The 22,422-nt window shown below is 38.4% G+C and carries 23 protein-coding genes; 22 read left to right on the top strand and 1 reads right to left on the bottom strand.

Features of this window, described 5'->3' with window-relative positions; all coding sequences use genetic code 11:
* The first annotated feature begins 241 nt into the window (after positions 1 to 241).
* The 22 genes from P3L40_RS01285 to P3L40_RS01180 all read left to right on the top strand — a co-directional run bounded on the left by P3L40_RS01285 (position 242) and on the right by P3L40_RS01180 (position 21,402).
* The gene (locus P3L40_RS01285) at positions 242 to 1,093 is read left to right on the top strand and encodes a PadR family transcriptional regulator (protein ID WP_231137199.1); all 852 of its coding nucleotides are present in this window, start codon (positions 242 to 244) and stop codon (positions 1,091 to 1,093) included.
* A gap of 368 nt (positions 1,094 to 1,461) precedes the next feature.
* A complete protein-coding gene (glnA, locus tag P3L40_RS01280) occupies positions 1,462 to 2,871 on the top strand; it encodes a glutamate--ammonia ligase (protein WP_004262716.1) in 1,410 nt (469 codons plus the stop codon).
* A gap of 156 nt (positions 2,872 to 3,027) precedes the next feature.
* Positions 3,028 to 4,077, top strand: a complete 1,050-nt coding sequence (glnL, locus tag P3L40_RS01275; protein ID WP_004262719.1) for a nitrogen regulation protein NR(II) — start codon at positions 3,028 to 3,030, stop codon at positions 4,075 to 4,077.
* 9 nt (positions 4,078 to 4,086) lie between these two features.
* Positions 4,087 to 5,559 (top strand): nitrogen regulation protein NR(I), encoded by a 1,473-nt coding sequence (gene glnG / locus P3L40_RS01270; protein ID WP_094960810.1) that lies wholly within the window; start codon positions 4,087 to 4,089, stop codon positions 5,557 to 5,559.
* A 552-nt stretch (positions 5,560 to 6,111) separates the two neighbouring features.
* The gene (locus P3L40_RS01265) at positions 6,112 to 6,642 is read left to right on the top strand and encodes a fimbrial protein (RefSeq protein WP_210852437.1); all 531 of its coding nucleotides are present in this window, start codon (positions 6,112 to 6,114) and stop codon (positions 6,640 to 6,642) included.
* Positions 6,643 to 6,699: 57 nt separating this feature from the next.
* The gene (locus P3L40_RS01260; protein WP_036958627.1) at positions 6,700 to 7,368 is read left to right on the top strand and encodes a molecular chaperone; all 669 of its coding nucleotides are present in this window, start codon (positions 6,700 to 6,702) and stop codon (positions 7,366 to 7,368) included.
* A 25-nt stretch (positions 7,369 to 7,393) separates the two neighbouring features.
* Positions 7,394 to 9,916, top strand: a complete 2,523-nt coding sequence (locus P3L40_RS01255; protein ID WP_196732405.1) for a fimbria/pilus outer membrane usher protein — start codon at positions 7,394 to 7,396, stop codon at positions 9,914 to 9,916.
* A 14-nt stretch (positions 9,917 to 9,930) separates the two neighbouring features.
* Entirely contained in the window at positions 9,931 to 10,914 is a 984-nt protein-coding gene (locus tag P3L40_RS01250; protein WP_094960813.1) for a fimbrial protein, read from the top strand.
* Positions 10,915 to 10,924: 10 nt separating this feature from the next.
* On the top strand, positions 10,925 to 11,440 hold the full coding sequence (locus tag P3L40_RS01245) for a fimbrial protein (protein WP_036958600.1): 516 nt from the start codon (positions 10,925 to 10,927) through the stop codon (positions 11,438 to 11,440).
* Positions 11,441 to 11,455: 15 nt separating this feature from the next.
* Positions 11,456 to 11,953, top strand: a complete 498-nt coding sequence (locus tag P3L40_RS01240; RefSeq protein ID WP_210852439.1) for a fimbrial protein — start codon at positions 11,456 to 11,458, stop codon at positions 11,951 to 11,953.
* Between the two features lie 223 nt (positions 11,954 to 12,176).
* On the top strand, positions 12,177 to 12,455 hold the full coding sequence (locus tag P3L40_RS01235; protein ID WP_110592680.1) for a helix-turn-helix domain-containing protein: 279 nt from the start codon (positions 12,177 to 12,179) through the stop codon (positions 12,453 to 12,455).
* A gap of 30 nt (positions 12,456 to 12,485) precedes the next feature.
* On the top strand, positions 12,486 to 12,806 hold the full coding sequence (locus P3L40_RS01230) for a helix-turn-helix domain-containing protein (protein ID WP_096863545.1): 321 nt from the start codon (positions 12,486 to 12,488) through the stop codon (positions 12,804 to 12,806).
* Positions 12,807 to 13,479: 673 nt separating this feature from the next.
* Positions 13,480 to 14,004: a fimbrial protein gene (locus P3L40_RS01225; protein WP_196724745.1), complete on the top strand. Its 525-nt coding sequence runs from the start codon at positions 13,480 to 13,482 to the stop codon at positions 14,002 to 14,004.
* Between the two features lie 59 nt (positions 14,005 to 14,063).
* Positions 14,064 to 14,732: a molecular chaperone gene (locus P3L40_RS01220; RefSeq protein ID WP_196732401.1), complete on the top strand. Its 669-nt coding sequence runs from the start codon at positions 14,064 to 14,066 to the stop codon at positions 14,730 to 14,732.
* 26 nt (positions 14,733 to 14,758) lie between these two features.
* On the top strand, positions 14,759 to 17,269 hold the full coding sequence (locus P3L40_RS01215; RefSeq protein WP_210852441.1) for a fimbria/pilus outer membrane usher protein: 2,511 nt from the start codon (positions 14,759 to 14,761) through the stop codon (positions 17,267 to 17,269).
* A gap of 13 nt (positions 17,270 to 17,282) precedes the next feature.
* Positions 17,283 to 18,242: a fimbrial protein gene (locus tag P3L40_RS01210; protein ID WP_136134104.1), complete on the top strand. Its 960-nt coding sequence runs from the start codon at positions 17,283 to 17,285 to the stop codon at positions 18,240 to 18,242.
* A 9-nt stretch (positions 18,243 to 18,251) separates the two neighbouring features.
* Positions 18,252 to 18,767, top strand: coding sequence for a fimbrial protein (locus P3L40_RS01205; RefSeq protein ID WP_004262778.1), 516 nt, complete (start codon positions 18,252 to 18,254; stop codon positions 18,765 to 18,767).
* Between the two features lie 13 nt (positions 18,768 to 18,780).
* Positions 18,781 to 19,278, top strand: coding sequence for a fimbrial protein (locus P3L40_RS01200; protein ID WP_036958601.1), 498 nt, complete (start codon positions 18,781 to 18,783; stop codon positions 19,276 to 19,278).
* Between the two features lie 44 nt (positions 19,279 to 19,322).
* The gene (locus P3L40_RS01195) at positions 19,323 to 19,607 is read left to right on the top strand and encodes a helix-turn-helix domain-containing protein (protein ID WP_004262784.1); all 285 of its coding nucleotides are present in this window, start codon (positions 19,323 to 19,325) and stop codon (positions 19,605 to 19,607) included.
* A 9-nt stretch (positions 19,608 to 19,616) separates the two neighbouring features.
* Positions 19,617 to 20,603, top strand: coding sequence for a fimbrial protein (locus tag P3L40_RS01190; RefSeq protein ID WP_196724742.1), 987 nt, complete (start codon positions 19,617 to 19,619; stop codon positions 20,601 to 20,603).
* 189 nt (positions 20,604 to 20,792) lie between these two features.
* On the top strand, positions 20,793 to 21,014 hold the full coding sequence (locus P3L40_RS01185; protein WP_094960821.1) for a helix-turn-helix domain-containing protein: 222 nt from the start codon (positions 20,793 to 20,795) through the stop codon (positions 21,012 to 21,014).
* Between the two features lie 100 nt (positions 21,015 to 21,114).
* Positions 21,115 to 21,402: a helix-turn-helix domain-containing protein gene (locus tag P3L40_RS01180; RefSeq protein ID WP_004262793.1), complete on the top strand. Its 288-nt coding sequence runs from the start codon at positions 21,115 to 21,117 to the stop codon at positions 21,400 to 21,402.
* 78 nt (positions 21,403 to 21,480) lie between these two features.
* Here P3L40_RS01180 and P3L40_RS01175 read toward each other — a convergent pair whose 3' ends face one another.
* Positions 21,481 to 22,362 carry a LysR family transcriptional regulator gene (locus P3L40_RS01175; RefSeq protein ID WP_110592684.1) on the bottom strand — a complete coding sequence of 294 codons (882 nt, stop codon included), beginning with the start codon at positions 22,360 to 22,362 and terminating at the stop codon, positions 21,481 to 21,483.
* Positions 22,363 to 22,422: the final 60 nt, after the last annotated feature.

Below are 22,422 nucleotides of genomic sequence, written 5' to 3'. Positions count from 1 at the left end.
CCTCACAAAATAATGAGCATCATCTCTGCGAAACCACGAAGTGACAGAATAATACGCTAAAAACTTAATATTCGCAGCCCAAAAAAAGAACAAAAAATAGACTTTCTTTCTTAACTGCCAGTTTAAATATCTTTTTGCATTATTTAGATATATCTAAATTGACTAATTAGATATATCTAAATATAGTAAAACCATAAAATAAATTCGATATATCTAAAGTTACAAACTAAGGAGTAACTATATGCTAATTAAATCTTGTCGTCATGTATATTATGCACGCCATGATGAAAATCAACATGGCCACCGCGGTGGATGTTGTCACAATGAAGACCGTCATAGTCATGGACACGACGAGCACTGCCACGGCGAAGGCCGCCATGGTCATGGGTACGGTGAACGCTGCCACGGTGAAGGCCGTCATGGTCATGGGCACGGTGAACGCTGCCACGGCGAAGGCCGTCATGGTCATGGGCACGGTGAACGCTGCCACGGCGAAGGCCGTCATGGTCATGGGCACGGTGAACGCTGCCACGGCGAAGGTCGTCATGGTCGAGGCCATGGTGATGACAGCCAAAGAGGCCGTGGAAGAGGTAAAGGCCTTCGTCGTTTATTCGACCATGGCGATCTTCATATTATGGTACTCTCGTTAGTCGCTAAAAAACCAAGCTATGGCTACGAAATTATCAAAGATATTCAAGAAGCCTCAAATGGCTTGTATGTTCCTAGCCCGGGGGTTATTTACCCAACGCTAACACTGCTTGAAGAACAAGGTTTCTTGGAGTCTCAGATTGTTGAACGCAATCGCAAAAGTTTTACGATTACACCTGAAGGCTCTGCCCATCTAGCTCAAAATAAAGAAATTGAAGCGGTTATTGCTCGTAAGCTGGCAAAAGCACGTGATATGCAACAAGGCAGTAATTTAGCAGAAGACATTGAGGTGGCAGTCAGTCGCTTTAAAGCTTTATTACGTCACAAAATGGTTTTAAAACAGCTAAATGAAGAGCAAACTCGCCAAATTGCATCCATCATCAATGATGCAGTAAAACAAATTGAAGAAGTGAATACATTATTAACAAATAGCGATGAAGATTAATGTAACTGTTTGAGATTAAACAACCTCATTTCTTTTATATCCCATCAGCATTGCGCTTTAACAGAGCACAATGCTGATTTTTTATTTGAAATCCCATCTCCAACTGTCACTTGCACCAATTTAGTGCAATGACGAAATAATTAGCACTAAATCGGTGCATTTAGTACAGAAATTGCTTAATTATAAATCTATTCCACACGTAACAATCAGTATTTACTATAATTAAAAAGTTGGCACGCTTTTCGCTTATCTATTTATAGAGCGCGTGCTACCTATTTATATATGACTAACACGCCAGACAAACAACAAACATATTATCAATATGATAGCCTGTGATTTGTTGATTAGACCCGACCAGGAGAGCCGAGATGTCCGCTGAACATGTTTTATCGTTAATTAAAGAGCACAATGTTAGATTTATTGATCTGCGTTTTACCGACACTAAAGGTAAAGAGCAACACATCACTATCCCTGCTCATCAAGTTGACGAAGACTTCTTTGAAGAAGGCCAGATGTTTGATGGTTCATCTATTGGTGGCTGGAAAGGCATCAATGAGTCAGACATGGTATTAATGCCAGACCCATCAACTGCAATGTTAGACCCGTTCTTTGCCGATATCACGTTGATCATTCGCTGCGATATTTTAGAGCCGGGCACGATGCAAGGTTATGACAGAGATCCACGTTCAATTTCAAAACGTGCGGAAGATTTTCTGCGCTCAAGTGGAATTGCCGATATCGTTCTCTTTGGACCAGAACCTGAATTTTTCGTTTTTGATGACATTCGTTTTGGCAACAACATGCATGGTAGTTACTACCATATCGATGATATCGAAGCGGCATGGAATACGGGAACCAAATACGAAGGTGGTAATAAAGGCCATCGCCCTGCAGTAAAAGGCGGTTATTTCCCAGTTCCACCGGTTGATTCATCACAAGACCTACGTTCAGCCATGTGTACCACAATGGAAGAGATGGGCTTAGTTGTTGAAGCTCACCACCATGAAGTGGCGACAGCTGGCCAAAACGAGGTTGCGACCCGCTTTAATACTATGACGAAAAAAGCGGATGAAACTCAAATTTATAAATATGTTGTTCACAATGTTGCACATGCCTACGGTAAAACAGCCACCTTTATGCCTAAACCTTTAGTGGGCGATAACGGCTCTGGTATGCACTGCCATATGTCTTTATCTAAAGGTGGCGTTAACCTGTTTGCAGGTGACAAATATGGCGGTTTATCCGAAATGGCGCTGTACTACATCGGTGGTATTATTAAACATGCACGTGCACTGAACGCATTTACTAACCCAACAACTAACTCATACAAACGCTTAGTTCCGGGCTTTGAAGCACCTGTAATGTTGGCATATTCTGCACGTAACCGCTCTGCTTCGATTCGTATTCCAGTCGTTGCGAGCACTAAAGCACGCCGTATTGAAGTTCGCTTCCCAGACCCAGCAGCTAACCCATATTTAGCGTTTGCGGCTCAGTTAATGGCAGGCCTTGATGGCATCATTAACAAGATCCACCCTGGTGATGCGATGGACAAAAATTTATATGATTTACCACCAGAAGAAGCCAAAGAAATTCCAACAGTTTCTGGCTCTTTAGACGAAGCATTAGCGGAATTAGATAAAGACCGTGAATTCTTAACCCGTGGTGGCGTATTCACTAATGATGCTATCGATGCGTATATCGAATTAACCCGTGCCGACATTCAACGTGTTCGTATGGCACCACACCCTCTCGAATTTGAAATGTACTACAGTGTGTAACACGCCGTTCCACTGTTAGTCTTTGTTGCCGTGAAGCACTTGCCCCATCTTTTGATGGGGCCTTTTATCTCTAACGTATTTACGCAACAAAAATCAAATATCGGTTGTTTGGTCTATCAGGTATAATGCACCAAAATAGTGCAGGAGCAACATTACATGAAAACCGAACATTTGCCAGCACCGGAACATATTCTCGACTCACTCATTAATAGCGTGCTAATTTTGGATTACGACTTGGTTATCCATTACGCCAACCATGCTGCACTCCAGATCTTAACCCAAAGCCAGCGCAAGCTATACGGTACGCCACTGCCACTATTATTCAGTTATTGTTCGCTCAATGATGAACTCATGCTCAATAGCTTAAAAGATGGCCATAGTTTTACCGAGAACGAAGTCACCTTAGTATTTAACAACCATTCCCACGTGATGTCGTTCAGTGCACAGCCTTTTTCAGAGCAATTTATTTTAGTTGAGCTTTCACAATTAGATAGCCAACGGCGTTTGAGCCAAGAACTCGCACAGAATGCCCAGCAATTGGCTGCCCGCGAACTGATCCGTGGACTTGCTCACGAAATCAAAAACCCTCTCGGAGGTTTGCGAGGCGCTGCGCAATTGCTATCTAAAGCGTTGCCTGACCCACAATTAAATGAATATACTCAAGTGATTATCGAACAGGCCGACCGCTTGCGAGCATTGGTTGATCGGCTGCTTGGTCCACAATATCCAGGGCCAAAAACACAGCAAAGTATTCATCATATTATGGAAAATGTAACGCGGTTGGTGTCATTAGAAAAGCCCGATAATGTGACACTAATTCGTGACTATGACCCAAGCCTGCCCGAATTAGAGTATTACCCAGACCAAATCGAGCAAGTGCTGCTAAATATCACCCGAAACGCCTTACAAGCCCTCGCCGAAACGGGAGGCTATATCACTTTGCGTACACGAACGGCTTTTCAAGTCACACTACAAGGTGAACGTTATCGATTAGCTGCACGTATTGATATTGAAGATAACGGTCCGGGTATTCCATTGGCAATTCAGGATACATTATTTTATCCCATGGTGAGCGGACGGCCTGATGGCACAGGGCTTGGCCTATCGATTGCTCGCAGTTTAGTTGACCAACACGCAGGAAAAATCGAATTTACCAGTTGGCCAGGCCACACTGAGTTTTCCATTTATCTACCAATTAAGAAATAGGAGATAACCATGACGCAGGGAAAAATTTGGGTGGTTGATGATGATAGTTCCATCCGTTGGGTACTTGAGCGTGCATTAGATAATGCAAAATTCGCTTGCACCTGCTTTGACAGTGCGGATGCTGTACTCGCCGCATTAGAAAATTCACTCCCTGATGTGTTGTTATCTGATATCCGTATGCCAGGCACAAATGGTATTGAGCTTCTGAATACCATCAAGCAATCACACCCGCTTCTGCCGATTATTATTATGACAGCACACTCTGACCTTGATGCTGCCGTAAATGCCTACCAATCAGGGGCATTTGATTACTTACCAAAGCCTTTCGATATTGATGAAACCGTCGCATTAGTCGAACGTGCTCTGAATCATAGCCGTGAACAAAACCATACTAGCCGTGAAGCTAAGCAGCCTGCCCCTACAGTCTCTTCGACCATGATCGGGGAAGCACCAGCGATGCAAGAGGTTTATCGCATTATTGGCCGTTTATCACGCTCATCAATTAGTGTGCTTATTAATGGCGAATCAGGAACGGGAAAAGAGCTGGTTGCCCACGCGTTACATCAACACAGCCCTCGTGCCGACGCCCCTTTTATTGCATTAAATATGGCGGCTATTCCCAAAGACTTAATTGAATCTGAGCTATTTGGCCACGAAAAAGGCGCATTTACGGGTGCGACTCAAGTACGTCAGGGCCGATTTGAACAAGCTAACCATGGGTCACTGTTTTTAGATGAAATCGGCGATATGCCCCTTGATGTACAAACTCGCTTGTTACGTGTTCTGGCTGAAGGCCAATTCTATCGTATTGGGGGTTATACCCCAGTCAATGTAGATGTACGGATTATTGCAGCGACCCACCAAGATCTTGAAAAACGGGTTAAAGAAGGCTTATTTCGCGAAGACTTATTTCACCGGTTAAATGTCATTCGAGTACAATTACCACCGCTACGTGAGCGCACTGAAGATATCCCACGTCTCGCCGATTATTTTCTACAAAATACGGCAAAAGAACTCGGTGTCGAGGCTAAGGTTCTCCACCCTGACAGCGAAAAAATTCTTCAGCGCTATTATTGGTCGGGTAACGTTCGCCAATTGGAGAATGTCTGCCGTTGGTTAACCGTGATGGCAGCAAGCCAAGAAATTTTACCGCAAGATTTGCCCGATGATTTGCTTGAAGAGCATCCACAACAAAATGCAGTGGTAAAATCATCACAAGCTGATTCCATGCCAACACAATCATTGTCATCACAAAATCCTATTTCTGCAGCTCAGTGGTTTGAATTACTTGAAGAGTGGACTGATAACGCATTAATGGACGGTAAAGAAGACCTTTTTTCTCAAACCATCCCCTTACTTGAGCGTACCATGCTAAATTGCGCGTTAAAATACACCAATGGCCATAAGCAAGAAGCTGCCCGTTTATTAGGCTGGGGAAGAAATACGTTAACTCGCAAATTAAAAGAATTAGGAATTGAATAGCTTCAAATATTCACCATCATATTAAGATAATGTACGAAGTAATTTATTACTTCATACTTATCTTAACATTCAATAACTCCATACCCATTCACATCAAAAAAGATATTTAAACGTTAAATAAATCATCATTAATGATAATTGGTTTTAGATGATACTTTTACTACGATACATTTTAGACTGCTTTTTGTTTTAAAATGAAAAAATTAAAGCACTATAATAATATTAAATGCCATCAAAACACATCATGAGTTAAGTAACAATAAAAAACACCAGTTTAAAATTAATTTAATTATTTAATCTTTATTTAATTCCACTCTAAAATTTATCACCTTAGAAAAACAGCATTTCTTAAAATATCCAAAAATAATCTCCAACCTATAATGTGAATATCAAACTCAAGATATAAAAACGATATTAAAAAAGGGCATTAAACCTAAATTACTCTCATATTGTTTATTTTTAAAATAAAAGCCAAAATACTCACCAGTTGAGTAACTAAATATATTCACTAACTCAACCTCATCATATAAATATCCTCTTGGAGAGTAAAAAATGAAAAAGAATGTCTTTGCCTATTTAATTGCGGCATCGTCTATTTTTGCCATTAATAATGCATTAGCTGCTGATGGAACGATAGATTTTACAGGTGAAATTACCGATCAGGCTTGTCAGTTTGCAACCGGTTCTGATGCATTTACCGTAAACTTAGGGAAAATCTCTAAAACGGCATTACCTAGTACGGGTAGCACCGCAGCAGCAACTAAATTTACCATCAAATTAGAAAACTGCCCGCAAACCGTGACTAGCGCAACGGTTAAATTTGATGCCACCAGTTATGCAAGTGATAATAGTGTACTCCAGTTAACCGACCCTACTGCAGCGACAACGGCACAAAATGTTGGTATTCAAATTCAGGACGTTACAGGAACAATCGTTCCACTATTTACTGAATCTAGCGCGTATGCATTAAAAGAAAAGACAGTAAATAATTTAGATTTTACCGCTCGTTATATTGCAATGTCTAATAGCGTTGGCGTTGGTCAAGCAAACTCAACCGCAACCTTCACTATCAATTATAACTAATAGGCTTTTAGGGTTTAAATGGATTTAAACCTTATTCCTCTATTCAATGGTACTAATATGAAACGCTTAGTTTATTTTTTTATTTCTTCATTTTTATTGATTAATTTAGCCCATGCAGGCGTTATTATTGGCGGCACTCGTGTTATTTATCATGAGGGAAATAAGGATGTCAGTATTAGTGTCGAAAACCCTGATAAAATCCCTTATTTAATTCAATCATGGGTTGATAGCATTGATGAAAATAAGCAATCCGCATTTACTATTACACCTCCATTATTTAGATTAAACTCAGATAAAACCAATGCGCTAAGAATATTTTTAACAGAGAATACCTTACCGAAAGATAAAGAATCATTATTTTGGCTAAATATAAAAACAATCCCAGCAACGGAGCGAACAGAAAATTCATTGCAGATTGCCTTTAAAACGCAAATGAAATTAATTTATCGTCCTTCTGCAATTAAAAATGTTGATTTTGTTGAAGAACAAAAAAAATTAACTTGGTCAAAAACAGGCAATATGATTACAGTAAAAAACCCAACACCGTATTTTATGAATTTCCAAAGCATAACCTTTAACGGTAAAAAGGCGAATGACGTATCTTATGCTGCACCGTTTTCTAGCACTTCTTTTGAGATTAACGATGCTGCGAATCATGGTACGGTGAAATGGGAAGTCATTAATGATTACGGCTCCGCATCTGAACTGGCTGAAGCGAAAATATAGCCCAAAATTGATTTAGGTTGTTAAAATGAGAATAAATAAAATATGCTTTAGCCTACTTATTTATTTAGGCTATACGGTACCTTTATACGCTGAAAATGCCATCGGCAATAATACAACAGAGGGAAATATTTATTTTGACCCTGATTTCTTAGAGTTGCCTAATAAAGATGCTGTCGATTTAAGCCAATTTGAAAATAACCAACAATTGGCTGGTAATTACTATGTTGATATTTATGTCAATACCAACTTAATCGGGGCAAAAAGTTTAAAGTTTGATAAAAATACTGAGAACAAACTGGTTCCTTGCTTAACTTTGGATGATTTAAAAAGCTTTGATATTAAAATTGCAGATTATCCTGAGCTACAAAATAGCCAAACAGGCTGCGTCAATTTAGCAATCATTCCTGACGCAACAAGCCAGTTTGAATTTGATTCACAACGGTTATACCTCAGTATTCCGCAAATCGCGCTGGCAAAAAATCCGAGGGGTTATGTTGACCTTGCAGATATCGATAACGGTATTACCGCTCTATTACTGAATTACAGCTATAGCGGTTCTAAAAATACCGATCGTAAAGGTGGAGAAGACACCACCTCAAACTACGTCAATTTACGCCCCGGCTTAAATATTGGGGCATGGCGTCTGCGCAACTATACCACGTGGTCCAACAGCACAGGGCAGCCCAATAAATGGGATACTATTTATACTTACGCCTCCCGTGGGATCAACCGCATAAAAAGCCAACTAACCTTGGGAGACAGCGTATCTCCGTCAGACGTATTTGACAGTGTACCGTTTCGTGGGGCTCAGCTCGCCACCGATGATGATATGTACCCTGAAAGTCTGCGTGGCTATGCGCCAGTCGTGCGCGGGATAGCTCGCAGCAACGCACAGGTTACCATTCGCCAAAACGGTTACACCATCTACCAAACCGATGTGGCAGCAGGCCCCTTTGAAATCACTGACCTCTATCCAACCGGCAGCAGCGGTGACTTACATGTGACGATAAAAGAGTCGAACGGCAGCGAACAGGTGCAAATTGTACCCTTTGCCTCACTCCCCGTGCTGCAACGTGAGGGTTATTTATCTTATAGCACCACCGCAGGTGAATACCGTTCATATGATAGCCATGTAGATAAAACCAAATTTGGTCAGTTCACTTTGGTATACGGTTTACCCTATGGCATCACTATGTTCGGAGGAAGTCAGTTCAGTGAAAAATACCAATCTTATTCGATAGGTGCTGGGCAAAACTTGGGGCGCTTCGGGGCGCTGTCTATTGATATTACCCAATCTCACGCCAAAATGCGTGATGACAGCAAAGAACGTGGTCAGTCTTACCGCTTTAGATATAACAAAAACCTCAATGATATCGGCACCAATATTGCTTTGGCAGGTTACCGCTATTCAACCCAAGGGTATTACAGTTTATCCGAGGTGTTTGACACCTTCCGTGATACCACCTACAGCCCTGAGATCGAACGCCGCCGTAATCGCGGTGAAATCACCCTCAGCCAAAACCTAGGGGATACTTACGGTTCTATTTCAATGGGTTATGTTAATGAAGACTATTGGAATAGTGACCGCAAAACACAGTCAGCAACCCTTGGCTATAACAATAGCTGGCAAGGGATCAGTTATGGGCTGAATTACACCTATAACAAGAATACCAGCAGCTATTCGCAGAGTGCTGGGGCAAAAAAATACAGTGATGAAGACCATTTATTTACTTTTTCGGTCAATATTCCGTTCAGTTTGTTTGAAGATACCGCCTACATTAACTTTGCCAGTAACCACAGTAGCCGAGACTCCAGTTCGAGTAGCATCGGTGTATCAGCATCTCACCTGAACAACCGTTTAAATTGGAGCATGCAACAAAGTTTAGCCGATCAGGGGCAAGGCAGTTCTGGTAATGCGAACTCCACCTATAAAGGCAGGTATGGTGAAATTTCTGGTGGTGCGAGCTATAGCAAAGATAACTATAACCTGTACTACGGAACTAATGGCAGCCTTGTCGCCCACGCGGACGGGTTAGTGTTAGGGCAACAATTAGGTGAAACCGCCGCATTGGTAGAAGTGCCCGATGCAGGAGGTGTACCAATACTAAACCAAGCGGGTGTAGTGACCAATAACCAAGGTTATGCGTTAGTGCCATACGTGACAGCCTACCGTAAAAATACCATCGACATTGATACTTCGGCGTTACCTGACAACACGGAAATGGAACTCACCAGCCAGTCAGTCTCCCCAAGCCGTGGGGCGCTAGTGAAATCCAGTTTTAGCGCCAATGTCGGTTATCGTGCCATTATGAATTTAACCTTTGTTGATGGAAAGCCCGTGCCATTTGGTGCGCAGGCCATATTTAAAGATAACAACCAATTAAATGGCATGGTCGGTAATGACGGTGAAATTTATTTATCCGGCTTAGCCGAAAGTGGCAGTTTTATTATTCAATATAACGATAAACAGCAATGCCAAGTAAATTATAACTTAACCGGTATTTCAGATTATATGGGGTTATATAAAACTACTGCGGTATGCCGATAAGAGGGAAATCGATAATGAAAAAATTAATAGTCAACTCTGTATTAGCGGTGGGATGTTTATATACCGGGTATGTAAGTGCAGCCTGCAATCAAAATCCTCAATTCAAGAATCGTATTACTACTCTACCTTCCGAGACGATTTACCTTCAGTATGATGATGATAGTACAAAAGAGATATATCATAAGGTCATGTCGATGGGAAGTGCGGCTAATGCAACGACATCTAATGGAGATCAATGCGGTTATAGCACGATATACGGGCAATATTCTAATGGCTGGAGTCAAGGCACCGATGGTTATGCAAACACGAATATTGCTAGGGTAAGTATACATATTTCAATACCCGCGGCAGGAATCAATTCAGCATTTAACTGGAAAAGAAGCCTTCCTTATAACAAAGCATACTTAGCTTGGGCCTCTCCAGGAGGAATCAGTTGGGCGGTACGTTTAAGAAAGGATGGCCGGGTAATTCAATCAGGCGACCTAAAGTCAGGCAACCTTGCAGAACTCTACCAAACGAACTCGCTACCTAGTTATAGCCGATGGTCATTTTCAACACTAAGAGTACCTGTGAATTTTAAAATTGTAGTTCTCAGTTGTACTTTAAAAAATACTGTTCCTACCATTAACTTAGGTGATTGGTATGATACTCAATTTCCTACTGTTGGCAGCACCAGTAGCGAAGTTGACATTCCAATTACCTTAAACTGCTTAGCGGGCACCAATATAAAAGCAACAGTAGTCGGTACCAGTGGTGTTATTAATGCATCTCAGGGGCACATAGGCTTATCGGGTACAGATAAAGCGACAGGGATCGCCATACAGCTTGTTGATGCAAATAAAAACCCCATTCCTTTAGGTAGCAAGCAAACAATAAAAAGTAACGTCGCAGCAGGCGAGCATATCTTTGGTTGGAAAGCGCGCTACATTAAAACTGCCGATAAAGTGACACCCGGATCCGCTAATGGCACCGTGACAATTAATGTGCTCTATGAATAGGAATAACCGTATGAAGAAAATATTATTCACTATTTTATCGATTAATTTACTTGCGATGTCATCTCATTCATTTGCAGCGTCAAATATTACCGTTAACTTTACAGGCAATATCAAAGCCGCTACCTGTAATATCTCTGGCGGCAACAATATTGATATTGACTTAAAACGTTTACCTATTGATATATTTAGTGGCGCGCAGACAGGGTCCGACTGGAGAAATTTTGATATTCATTTAAATAATTGTTCGTCATTTATCAATCAAATCAAACTGACATTTGCAGGCACTGCGGACACAGCTGATACGACTAGCTTATATAAAAACCTAGGTACTGCTCAAAATATAGCTGTGCAATTACAAAGCGGTGATGGTGCCACACCGTTAGGTAATCAAAAAATATTACAAGTGCCCTTAAATGGGCAATCTGATGTCGCTATTCCACTGCGTACGCGGGCTGTTAGCATGGCAGGTAATGTCGTGGCTGGCTCTATTTCAGCCAATATTACCGCCACCATCACCTATTTATAAACCGGAGCATATAATATGAAGAAAATAGTGCTGTTATTCTGTCTTGCTTCCAGCCCCGTATTGGCAACAGACCAGCAAATTAATATCAATGTACATGGTTATGTCGCAGTTATGCCTTGTGAATTAGAAACCTCAAATTATTTAATTGACCTGAAAAAAGTGAATGTTTGGAATATTCGGGATACACAAACTTCACCGTGGGTTGATTTCTCAATTAAATTGAAAAATTGCCCTATGGGTACCAAAGAAACCATTATGGAGATTAAAGGCACTCCTGACTCGACCTCGGCTGATTATTTTGTCAATACGGGTAGCGCTAAAAACGCCGCATTAAACTTAGCCCACCATGCAAATAAAACCACGATAAAAAATGGTGAAAAAATTACGGCGCAGGTTAATGAACAAACCCGAAAAGTTGATATTCCACTATCAGCGAGAATGGCGGGCTATGGATCAGGCATGACAAGTGGTTCATTTAATAGCCATCTTGATTTTACATTTGTTTATCACTAATAAATCTAGTGTCTTTATATTGATAATCTAAAATAAACCATCTTAATTAGAATAGCTCAAATTTTAAGATAACGATAATATTTAATATTTTCAATATAAAAAACATAGTTTGATCACTTATGATTTAAATCAAGATAGGATAAAGGATACCTGATAAATATATCGTGATGTTAAAGATATAACCCTATACCAATTAAGAGTAAAAAATCAATGAGGTTGAATAATGAGCAATTATTACCCTGTCTCTGCGGTTATTGGTAATAAAATAAAGTCATTGCGTAAAAATAAAGGACTCTCTCTTATTACTCTCGCTAAGACTGTTGGAATTAGTGAGCAACAGCAACTACGTTATGAACGGGGAAATAACCGAATATCGGTAGATAGACTAAAACAATATTCCAACTATTTTGATATTAACATTAGTTACTTTTTTTCGTTTAGTGACGATGAAAAAACAAAAATTAAAAATGGTTATGAAATTAAAAAATCATTTTCTTTATAGTATTTTTACTTAATCATTATTGGATACTGTATGAAAAAAAACACCTCTAAAATTGTCGGAGCGCGGATCCGCACACTAAGAAAAGACCAAAACATGAGTATTCAGCAACTCAGCACATTACTTGGAATTAGTCAGCAGCATCAATCTCGCCATGAATTAGGCGAAATCCGAATTCATGTTGATACGTTATATTCTATTTCCGAAATACTCGACCTTGATATTCAAGAGTTAATTGTTGACTTTGCTACCCCACTACCAGTTAACATAATGAGTAATAAACAGAATAGAAAAAAAATATTGCAAGCAGAAAGCCTATTATCACCAGAACATAATTTCAATTTATACAAATAGCGTTAATACAAAACTAAATTTATTTATAGGAAATTTATAGTCATGACAACTATAGCTAAAGGTATCTATAAGTAAGAAATCTCTCACGTAGCCTTAACATAGCGAATTAAAATTAAGGCTACTTAATTGAATTTAATAAGAACATTTTGATAGTCATTTAATGTTTCCTTAAAACCAAAGTTACCCCTATTTTTATTCATTTACTGAATGGCAACACCATTTTCTCTATAAAAAACCAAATAAATAGCACATTTAGACCTGCTAAATCCGATAACTATACTATTATTTCATTTTTCGATAGTAAAAATACAACATCCACTGTATGTGGTCTAATAAGTCAAAACCTTATAACCCCAAATTATCACCATATGAGAGATAAATTAAACTTATATCCCTCCTTATAATTATTCTTAGTTTTATATCGTTATTTAACTTTAGTGAAAAAATCAAAAAAAATTATATTTAACTTAGCTCAATATAGTGTATTAATCCTTCTCTTATAATGTGTTAACTTAATTAAAAAAATTAAATACTTTAAAATTTAATTATATTTTACCAAATTTTACAAAACTTGTTTATTTTAAAAAATAGTTTCAAAATACTCCTCAATTGAGTAATTGTTGTTTTTATATACTCAATGAAAAATAAATAATTATCTTTTGGAGAAAAACAAATGAAAAAGAACTTACTTGCATCATTAATTGCTGCAACCTCAATCTTTGCTGTTAATAATGCATTAGCAGCAGATGGTACTATCGACTTTACCGGTGAAATCATAGACAAAGCATGCGAATTAGCAGCTGGCTCTGATGCACTAAAAGTAAACTTAGGACAAGTATCTAAAAAAGCATTACCCACAGCGGGAAGTACTGCGGCAGCCACTAAATTTACGATTAAATTAATTAATTGCCCTGCTACAGTAACAGCGGCTTCAGTAAAATTTGATGCTGATTCTTATCTTGGTGACGACCAAGTTATTAAATTAAAAGAAGAAGCTGGCGTAGCAACTGGCGTTGGCATTCAAATTACTGATGATACGAATAAAATTGTTCCATTATTTACTGCCTCTAAAACATACCCATTGAAAGAAAATGTAGAGAACAATTTAGATTTCAGAGCACGTTATATTGCTAAGTCTGGCACAGTGACTCCTGGTCCTGCGAATGCGACAGCAACTTTCACAATCAATTATAACTAAGTAATAAATAAGGTTTAAAAGGACTTAAGCCTTATCTAATAATAATCAATGGTGGTATTATGAAATCTATTATCTATATTTTCATTTCCTTACTTACACTAATAAATACTGCGAATGCTGGTGTTATTATTGGTGGAACCCGTGTTATTTATAACGAGGGAAACAAAGATGTCAGCATCAGTGTAGAAAATCCAGATAAAATCCCTTATTTGATTCAATCTTGGATTGATAATATAGATGAAAAAAAACAATCTGATTTTTCTATCACACCACCATTATTTAGGCTAAATACAGATAGAACTAATGCGCTTAGAATATTTTTAACAGAAAATAAATTACCTAATGATAGAGAGTCATTGTTCTGGTTAAATATAAAAACTATTCCAGCAACAGAAAGAACAGAAAACTCATTACAAATTGCCTTTAAAACGCAAATGAAATTAATTTATCGCCCTAAAGCATTAAAAGATGTTAATTTTATTGAAGAGCAAAAAAAATTAGTGTGGTCTAAATCTGGAAATAAAATTACGGTTAAAAACCCAACACCTTATTTTATGAATTTCCAGAGCATCAGCTTTAACGGAACAAAGGCTAATGATGTTTCTTATGCGGCACCTTTCTCAAATGCGACTTTCGAGGTTAATAACTCAAATACTAATGGAACAATAAAATGGGAAGTTATTAATGATTATGGTGCAGCACCAGAAGCACTCGAAAAGAAAATATAAAACTATAAAATAAGTTGGGCTTTATCATGAAAATAAATAAAATATCTCTAGGCCTACTATTATATTTAGGCTATACCGCATCGCTATATGCTGAAGAAAAAACAGAAAATAATGTCTACTTTGACCCTGACTTTTTAGAGTTACCGAATAAAGATTCGGTTGATTTGTCACAGTTTGAGAATAATGAGCAATTAGCCGGTGACTACTATGTTGATATTTATGTCAACACCAACTTAATTGGTGCTAAAAATCTTAAATTTGAAAAAAATAGCCGTAACCAATTAGTTCCGTGTTTATCACTGACTGATATTAAAGAGTTTGGTATCAAAACAGCCGAATACCCTGAATTACAAACCGCAGGAAGCCACTGTGTAAACCTTGCGGCGATCCCTGATGCCACAAGTAATTTTGAGTTTGATTCTCAACGTTTATATTTAAGCATCCCCCAAATCGCATTGGATAGAAACCCAAGGGGTTACGTTGAGTTAGCCAATATCGATAATGGGATCAACGCACTGCTATTAAATTATAGCTATAACGGCTCTAAGAATTACGATCGTAAAAGTAGTGGTTCGGATAACACATCCCATTATGTAAATTTAAGACCTGGCTTAAATATTGGAGCATGGCGGCTACGCAATTACACAACATGGTCAAGTAGTACCGACCAATCCGGTAAATGGGATACCATCTATACCTACGCATCACGCGGTATTAATAGCATCAAAAGTCAGTTGACCTTGGGAGATAGTGTCTCACCTTCGATGGTTTTTGATAGCGTGCCATTTCGTGGTGCTCAGCTTGCGACAGATGATGATATGTCCCCTGAGAGTTTACGCGGCTATGCGCCCGTTGTACGTGGGATTGCTCGTAGCAACGCACAGGTGACGATCCGCCAAAATGGTTACATTATCTACCAAACCGAGGTGGCTGCGGGCCCTTTTGAAATCAATGACTTATACCCAACGGGGGGAAGCGGTGATTTGCATGTCACCATCAAAGAATCCAACGGTAGTGAGCAATATCAAATCGTTCCTTTTGCTTCATTACCTGTATTGCAACGTGAAGGATATTTTTCTTATAGCGTAACGGGCGGAGAATACCGCGCTTATGACAGTAGCATTGATAAAACAAAATTTGGCCAATTTACCTTAATCTATGGTCTACCTTATGGTATTACCGCTTATGGTGGTAGCCAAGTGAGTGAGCATTACCAATCTTACTCCATCGGCGCAGGCCAAAACCTTGGGCGATTTGGTGCGTTATCCATTGACGTTACCCATGCAAATTCAACGCTAAGTAATGACGTTAAGGAAAAAGGCCAATCATACCGTTTCCGCTATAACAAAAATATCAACGATATTGGTACTAATATCGCATTGGCTGGTTATCGTTATTCCACTAAAGGTTTTTACAGTTTAGCGGAAGTCTTTGACGGCTATAGAAATACAAACTATATCCCTGAAATTGAACGCCGCCGTAATCGCGGTGAGATCACCCTCAGCCAAAACTTAGGGGATAACTTTGGTTCAATCTCCGTAGGCTATATCAATGAAGACTACTGGAATAGTGACCGTAAAACTCAGTCTGCCACCGTGGGTTATAACAACAGTTGGCAAGGCATTAGTTATAGTTTGAATTATACCTATAACAAAAATACCAATAGCTACTCATATACTTCCGGTAGCCGTACGAAAAGTGAAGATGATCATCAGCTTGCCTTCTCTGTCAGTGTGCCATTTACCGTGTTTGATAACACCTTCTATTACAACTTTAACAGTAATAGTAGCAGCAACGGCCCAAGCACAGGCAGTATTGGGCTTTCCGCTTCACAACTTAATAACCGCTTAAATTGGAGCATGCAGCAGGGTTTCACCACTCAAGAACAAGGTACGAGCGGTAATATGAACGCTTCTTATAAAGGCCAATATGGTGAAATTTCAGGTGGAACAGGCTATAGCAAAGACAACTATAACCTCTATTACGGTGTTAATGGTAGCTTAGTGGCTCACTCTGGCGGCCTTGTACTCGGTCAACAATTAGGCGAAACCGCGGCTATTGTTGAAATCCCAGATGCAGGTGATGTACCAGTATTAAACCAAGCAGGGGTTGTCACTAATAACCAAGGTTATGCACTCGTGCCTTATGTCACGGCTTATCGTAAAAATGTGATTGATATTGATACTTCTGAACTACCTGAAAATACGGAAATGGAGTTAACCAGCCAAAGTGTTGCACCAAGCCGTGGCGCTCTAGTGAAAGCCAGCTTTGCCGCAAATGTCGGGTACCGAGCCATCATGATATTAACCTTTGCTGATGGTAACCCCGTACCTTTTGGTGCTCAGGCGATATTTAAAGATAATCCTCAGCTAAATAATATAGTGGGCAATGATGGCGAAATTTACTTATCTGGTTTAGCTGAAAATGGCAATTTTATTATTCAATATAACGATAAACAACAATGCCAAGTAAATTATAACTTAGCGGGTATATCGAATTATATGGGGTTATATAAAACAACTGCTGTTTGCCGATAATAAGGAGTAAATAATGAAAAATTTCATTTATAAATCAATATTGGCAGTGAGTTGTATATATTTATACTCAGGATATGCTAATGCAGCATGTGTACAAAACCCCACATGGAGTAATATGCAAAAAACAATACCTAATGAAACAATTAACATACAATATGATGATACTAGGTCTTATCAATTAAAAGCTATATCTTTACCGATTTATACAGGAAATTATAACCCAACTAATGGGGTAGATCAGGATTGTGGTGGTAATCAAGTTGGTATTTATTTAGCGCCAGTCAGTAATGGTATGGCTGTAAGTGGAATTAATGGTATTGGTGTCAAAGCGAGAATTAATAGCTTTGGGCCAAATATCTTCTTTCCTATAAATGGTCCATATACAGCAACTACGTGGACATTTACGAACCTGTCATGGGATATTCGTATAGAAAAAACAGGAAGAGTTCCTTCTGGTGGAATTATTTCAACACGGCAGCTCGCTAGGTTTTATCAACAAAATAGAAAAACAGGTACTAATTTTATTATTTCAACTGTCTCTTTTTCCACTAACTATCGAATAAATGTACTCAGTTGCTCACTAAAAAATTCAGTTCCTACCATTAACTTAGGTGATTGGTATGATACCCAATTTCCCACTGTTGGCAGTACCAGTACAAATATCAATATTCCCATTACATTAAACTGCATGGCGGGTACCAATATTAAAGCGACGGTCACAAGTTCTAAATATGAAGATACCGCTACAGGAAAATTAGCTCTAACGGGACCTGATAGCGCCACTGGTGTCGCAATACAATTGCTAGATAAAAATAATAACCCGATCAAGTTGAACACTTTAAATAGCCTGCAAAATAATGTGCCGGCTGGTGATTATATGTTTGATTGGAAAGCTCGCTATATCAAAACGGCAGATAACATCACGCCGGGTACAGCGAATGCCTCTGCTACTGTAAATATTCGCTATGAGTAGGAATAAAAAATGAAAAAAATATCTAAAAATTTACTTTTACTTAGTAGCTTAATATTCAGTGGGAATTTATTTGCTGCTAGCACAGTGACATTGAACTTTACCGGAAATATTAGAGCCGCAACTTGCAATATTACCGGTGGGAATAATATTGATATTGACCTGAAAAATATTTCTGCTGATGTATTTCGTAATGCGAGTTCAGGTTCTAACTGGAACACATTTAATATTAGCCTAAATAATTGTTCATCTTTTATTAATCAAGTAAAACTGACGTTTACAGGAACCGCAGATACTGCGGATGCAGCAAGCTTATACAAAAATCAAGGTACGGCTAAAAACTTAGCCGTTCAACTACAAAATGGTAATGGAACAACCGCTTTAGGTAACCAAAAAGTATTACAAGTTCCGACAAATGGGCAAGCGAATATTAATATTCCATTACGCACACGCGCCTTTAGCTCATTAGGTAATGCCACTCCGGGAACTATTTCCGCCAATATTACGGCAACAATTACCTATTTATAAAAGAGAAAATAATATGAGACATTTTATCCTATTACTATCACTAATGAGCTGTTCTTTAACTGCATTTGGGCTAACAGCAAATATTAAAGTGCATGGCGTCGTTATTGCTGCTCCTTGTGAGGTTGAAAAAAATAATTATTTAATCGATTTGAAAAAAATTAATATTTGGAATATCAAAGATACGCAAAAATCTCCGTGGGTTGATTTTTCCGTGAAGCTAAAAAATTGCCCTGTAGGCACCACCAAAGCTGTAATGAAAATATCAGGTACGCCAGACTCAACAATAACTGAACATTTTATTAATAATGGTACGGCGAAAAATGTGGCATTAAATTTAGCCAATACCGGCAATAAAACAACAATAAAAAATGGCGATACCATTACCGCGAATGTTAATACTCAAACGCGAAATGTTGAAATCCCATTATCTGCAAGAGTCTCGGGTTATGGAAGTGGTATGGTTGCAGGTTCATTTAAAAGCCATTTAGAATTTACATTTACATATCAGTAAGTAAGTTTGTTTTAATTATATCAGTTTTAATAGGGGAAAGCGGTATGCCTAATTACTATCTTATATCAAAAATAATTGGCAATAAAATCACCTATTACCGAAAAATGAAAGGCATGACATTAGAAAATTTATCTAATATCGTGGGTGTGAGTGAACAACAACAGTCACGCTATGAGCGTGGTATTAATCGAATTAATATTGATAGGCTTTATCATTACTCTAAGATATTTGAAATTGATATTATGGCTTTTTTTATTTTCAATTCTAGAGAGATCAATGAGATTGAGCATGCAGAAGAAAAATATTTAAATAAAAAAAGTAAATGTTAAGGATATTTTATGACTAAAAAGAAAATTTTACTGGTAATAATAGGCTCGGTTTTTGCTTATTCTGCATATACACAAGCGGCCTGTATTCAAAATCCTAATTTACGGAATGTTGTGGTGAATGTACCAGCAAGAACCTATTCGCTGCAATATGATGATACAGGGGCTCGCGATTTAGCCACTATTCAGGTCAATTTTAAAGGCTCACAAGTCAATACATTTTCAGGCCCAAAAAGTAATGGTCAATGTGGTGATGCCTACTTACACGCTGACTATGTCAATGGTTGGGTACCAAACGGCAATAAAATTGCAGCCAGTAATATACCGGGCATCAGCATTCAAGTGAAAGCAACCAATATCGGTTTTTTAAATACACGTTATGGACCACCAACAGCAGCTAACCCAGCCGCTTGGACTATTGCTAACCCATATTGGACGATTACCATAAAAAAAACAGGACAAGTCACACAAGGGGGAAATTTAAAGGCAGGGCATGTGGGAAGACTAACACAGCGTAACCCTGCGCCACATAACAGTACGTGGAATTTAACATCGCTGAATATTCCAGCAGGTGCTATCAAAATTAATGTATTAAAGTGCTCAACAAAAGCGACAAGTTACAATGTTAACTTAGGGACTTGGTATGATACTCAGTTTAAAGCTATTGGCTCTACTAGCAATAGTGTCAATATACCCATTACATTAAGCTGCGCTGCAGGCACCAATCTAAAAGTGACAGTCACAAGTAGTGCTGGGTATGTTGATATCAATACAGGGAAGATTAAATTGTCTGGGCAAGGTCAAGCGACTGGAGTCGCCATTCAATTATTGGATAGAAACAGCAACCCGATAAAGCTCAACTCAAAGTTCACTTTGCAAAACAATGTTGCAGGTGGCGATTATATTTTTAATTGGAAAGCTAGATATATTAAGACTGCTAATAATATAACTGCAGGAACTGCAAACTCAACAGCTTCGGTTAACATAAGATATGAATAAATAGCATCCAACATTAATCATAAAAAGATATTAATTTATTTATAACTTGATTTTTATTGCTAACATCGAAAAATATCATCGAACAATTGATAAATAGCAAATTTACTATTTTATTAAAATGGTTAAGATAGAGAGGTAATCTTTCATCGTGTTTAGTTAGAAATAAAAAATATAATTATAGGAGTATATATGCCTTATTCAACATCTCACCTAATTGGCAAAAAAATACTTTTTTATCGGAAAACGAATGGACTTTCAGTTAATGAACTATCCGAGGTTATTGGCATCAGCCCACAACAACAGTCACGATATGAAAGAGGAGTAAATAGAATTACTTTAGATAGATTGTTCCAGTATGCAACGTATTTTGAGATTGATATTAAAACCTTCTTTCAGTCCCATGATTTTTAATAAATTAAGTAATAATACATATCACTAGAAGATCCAATTACATTAAAAATATTTAATTATATTAACATTATAATATTTAAAATAAATTAGAGAGAAAATCATGAAACGAAAAATATCTAAATCCGTCGGTTTAAAAATAAGATCATTAAGAGAAAGTCACGGAATGAGTGGTAAAGATTTAAGCATATTGTTAGGCATTAGCCAACAACACCAATCACGCTATGAAAATGGCGAGGTTAATATTCATGTCGATACTATTTACCAGTTGGCACAAATATTTAATGTTTCGCCGACCTATTTCTTTACTGAAACCATTACGGATATTAATAGTACAGAGCTCTCTGTTAATAAAAAGAATTATTTCTCTGCTGAAGCTTTGGTATTCTAACCTCTAAATATGAGCATTATAATATGCCAATAAATTAAATATCGGTGCTATTTCTATTTATAGTATAGCACCGACTTATTATTCTTTTTTAGACTCCTCCACCAACCAATGACGAAATATCGCCATCGCTGGTGTCATGACTCTTGACTTTAAACGGCTTAACCAATATCCACCCAGTGTTACAGATATATCAAAAGGTTGAACTAACGCCCCAGCACTTAATTCATGACTAAACATGCAACTTGGCACCAATGCTATACTGTCGGTTAATAACGCAGCCTCAACCATTAAACGTGATGAATCAAATACAGGACCTTTGACACGCCAAGGTTCAATCTCCGCAGCTAAAAACCATTTTTCCCATTCATCTTTACGATATGAACGCATTAACTGGTGGGATTTTAAATCTAATGGATGTTTGAGCTGGCTCGCGACTTTCTCTGAACAAAGTACAGTATGAGCTGTTGAAAACAGAGGAATATTTTCAACCAGTGGCCATAAGCCCTCCCCAAAGCGAATAGCAAAATCAACGCCTTCGGCAGCGAGATTCACCACATTGTTATGAGTCATAATGCGTAAATCAATATAAGGGTATAGTTCCGAGAATTGGGTTAATCTTGGCAATAACCAGCCCACAGCAAATGTACCGACCACTGAAATACTTAAAGCTTCTCGATAATGGCCATCTTCAAATTGCAATAGTAATGACTCAATCTGGTCAAAAGAGCGGCTCAATACGGGTAGCAATGCAAGCCCTTCATCAGTTAATGCAAGCCCTCGAGGTAAGCGAATAAAGAGTTCTAGTCCCAGCTGCTCCTCTAACAACCTAACTTGTTGACTAACAGCTGCCTGAGTGACATTCAACTCTATTCCTGCTCGTGTAAAACTTAAATGCCGCGCTGAAGCTTCGAATGCCCTAAGCGCATTGAGTGGAAGCCGATGACGATAATTTTCTGCCATAAGATTTTCTTTTACCTCATCGAATTTTATATCGTTTTAAATAATGGCCGAAAGCATGCA

The sequence above is a fragment of the Providencia sp. PROV040 genome, assembly GCF_032706145.1.
GTDB classification, from domain to species: domain Bacteria; phylum Pseudomonadota; class Gammaproteobacteria; order Enterobacterales; family Enterobacteriaceae; genus Providencia; species Providencia hangzhouensis.
The sequence above is the reverse complement of the archived record's forward strand: the minus strand, read 5'-3'. Positions and strand labels throughout refer to the sequence as shown.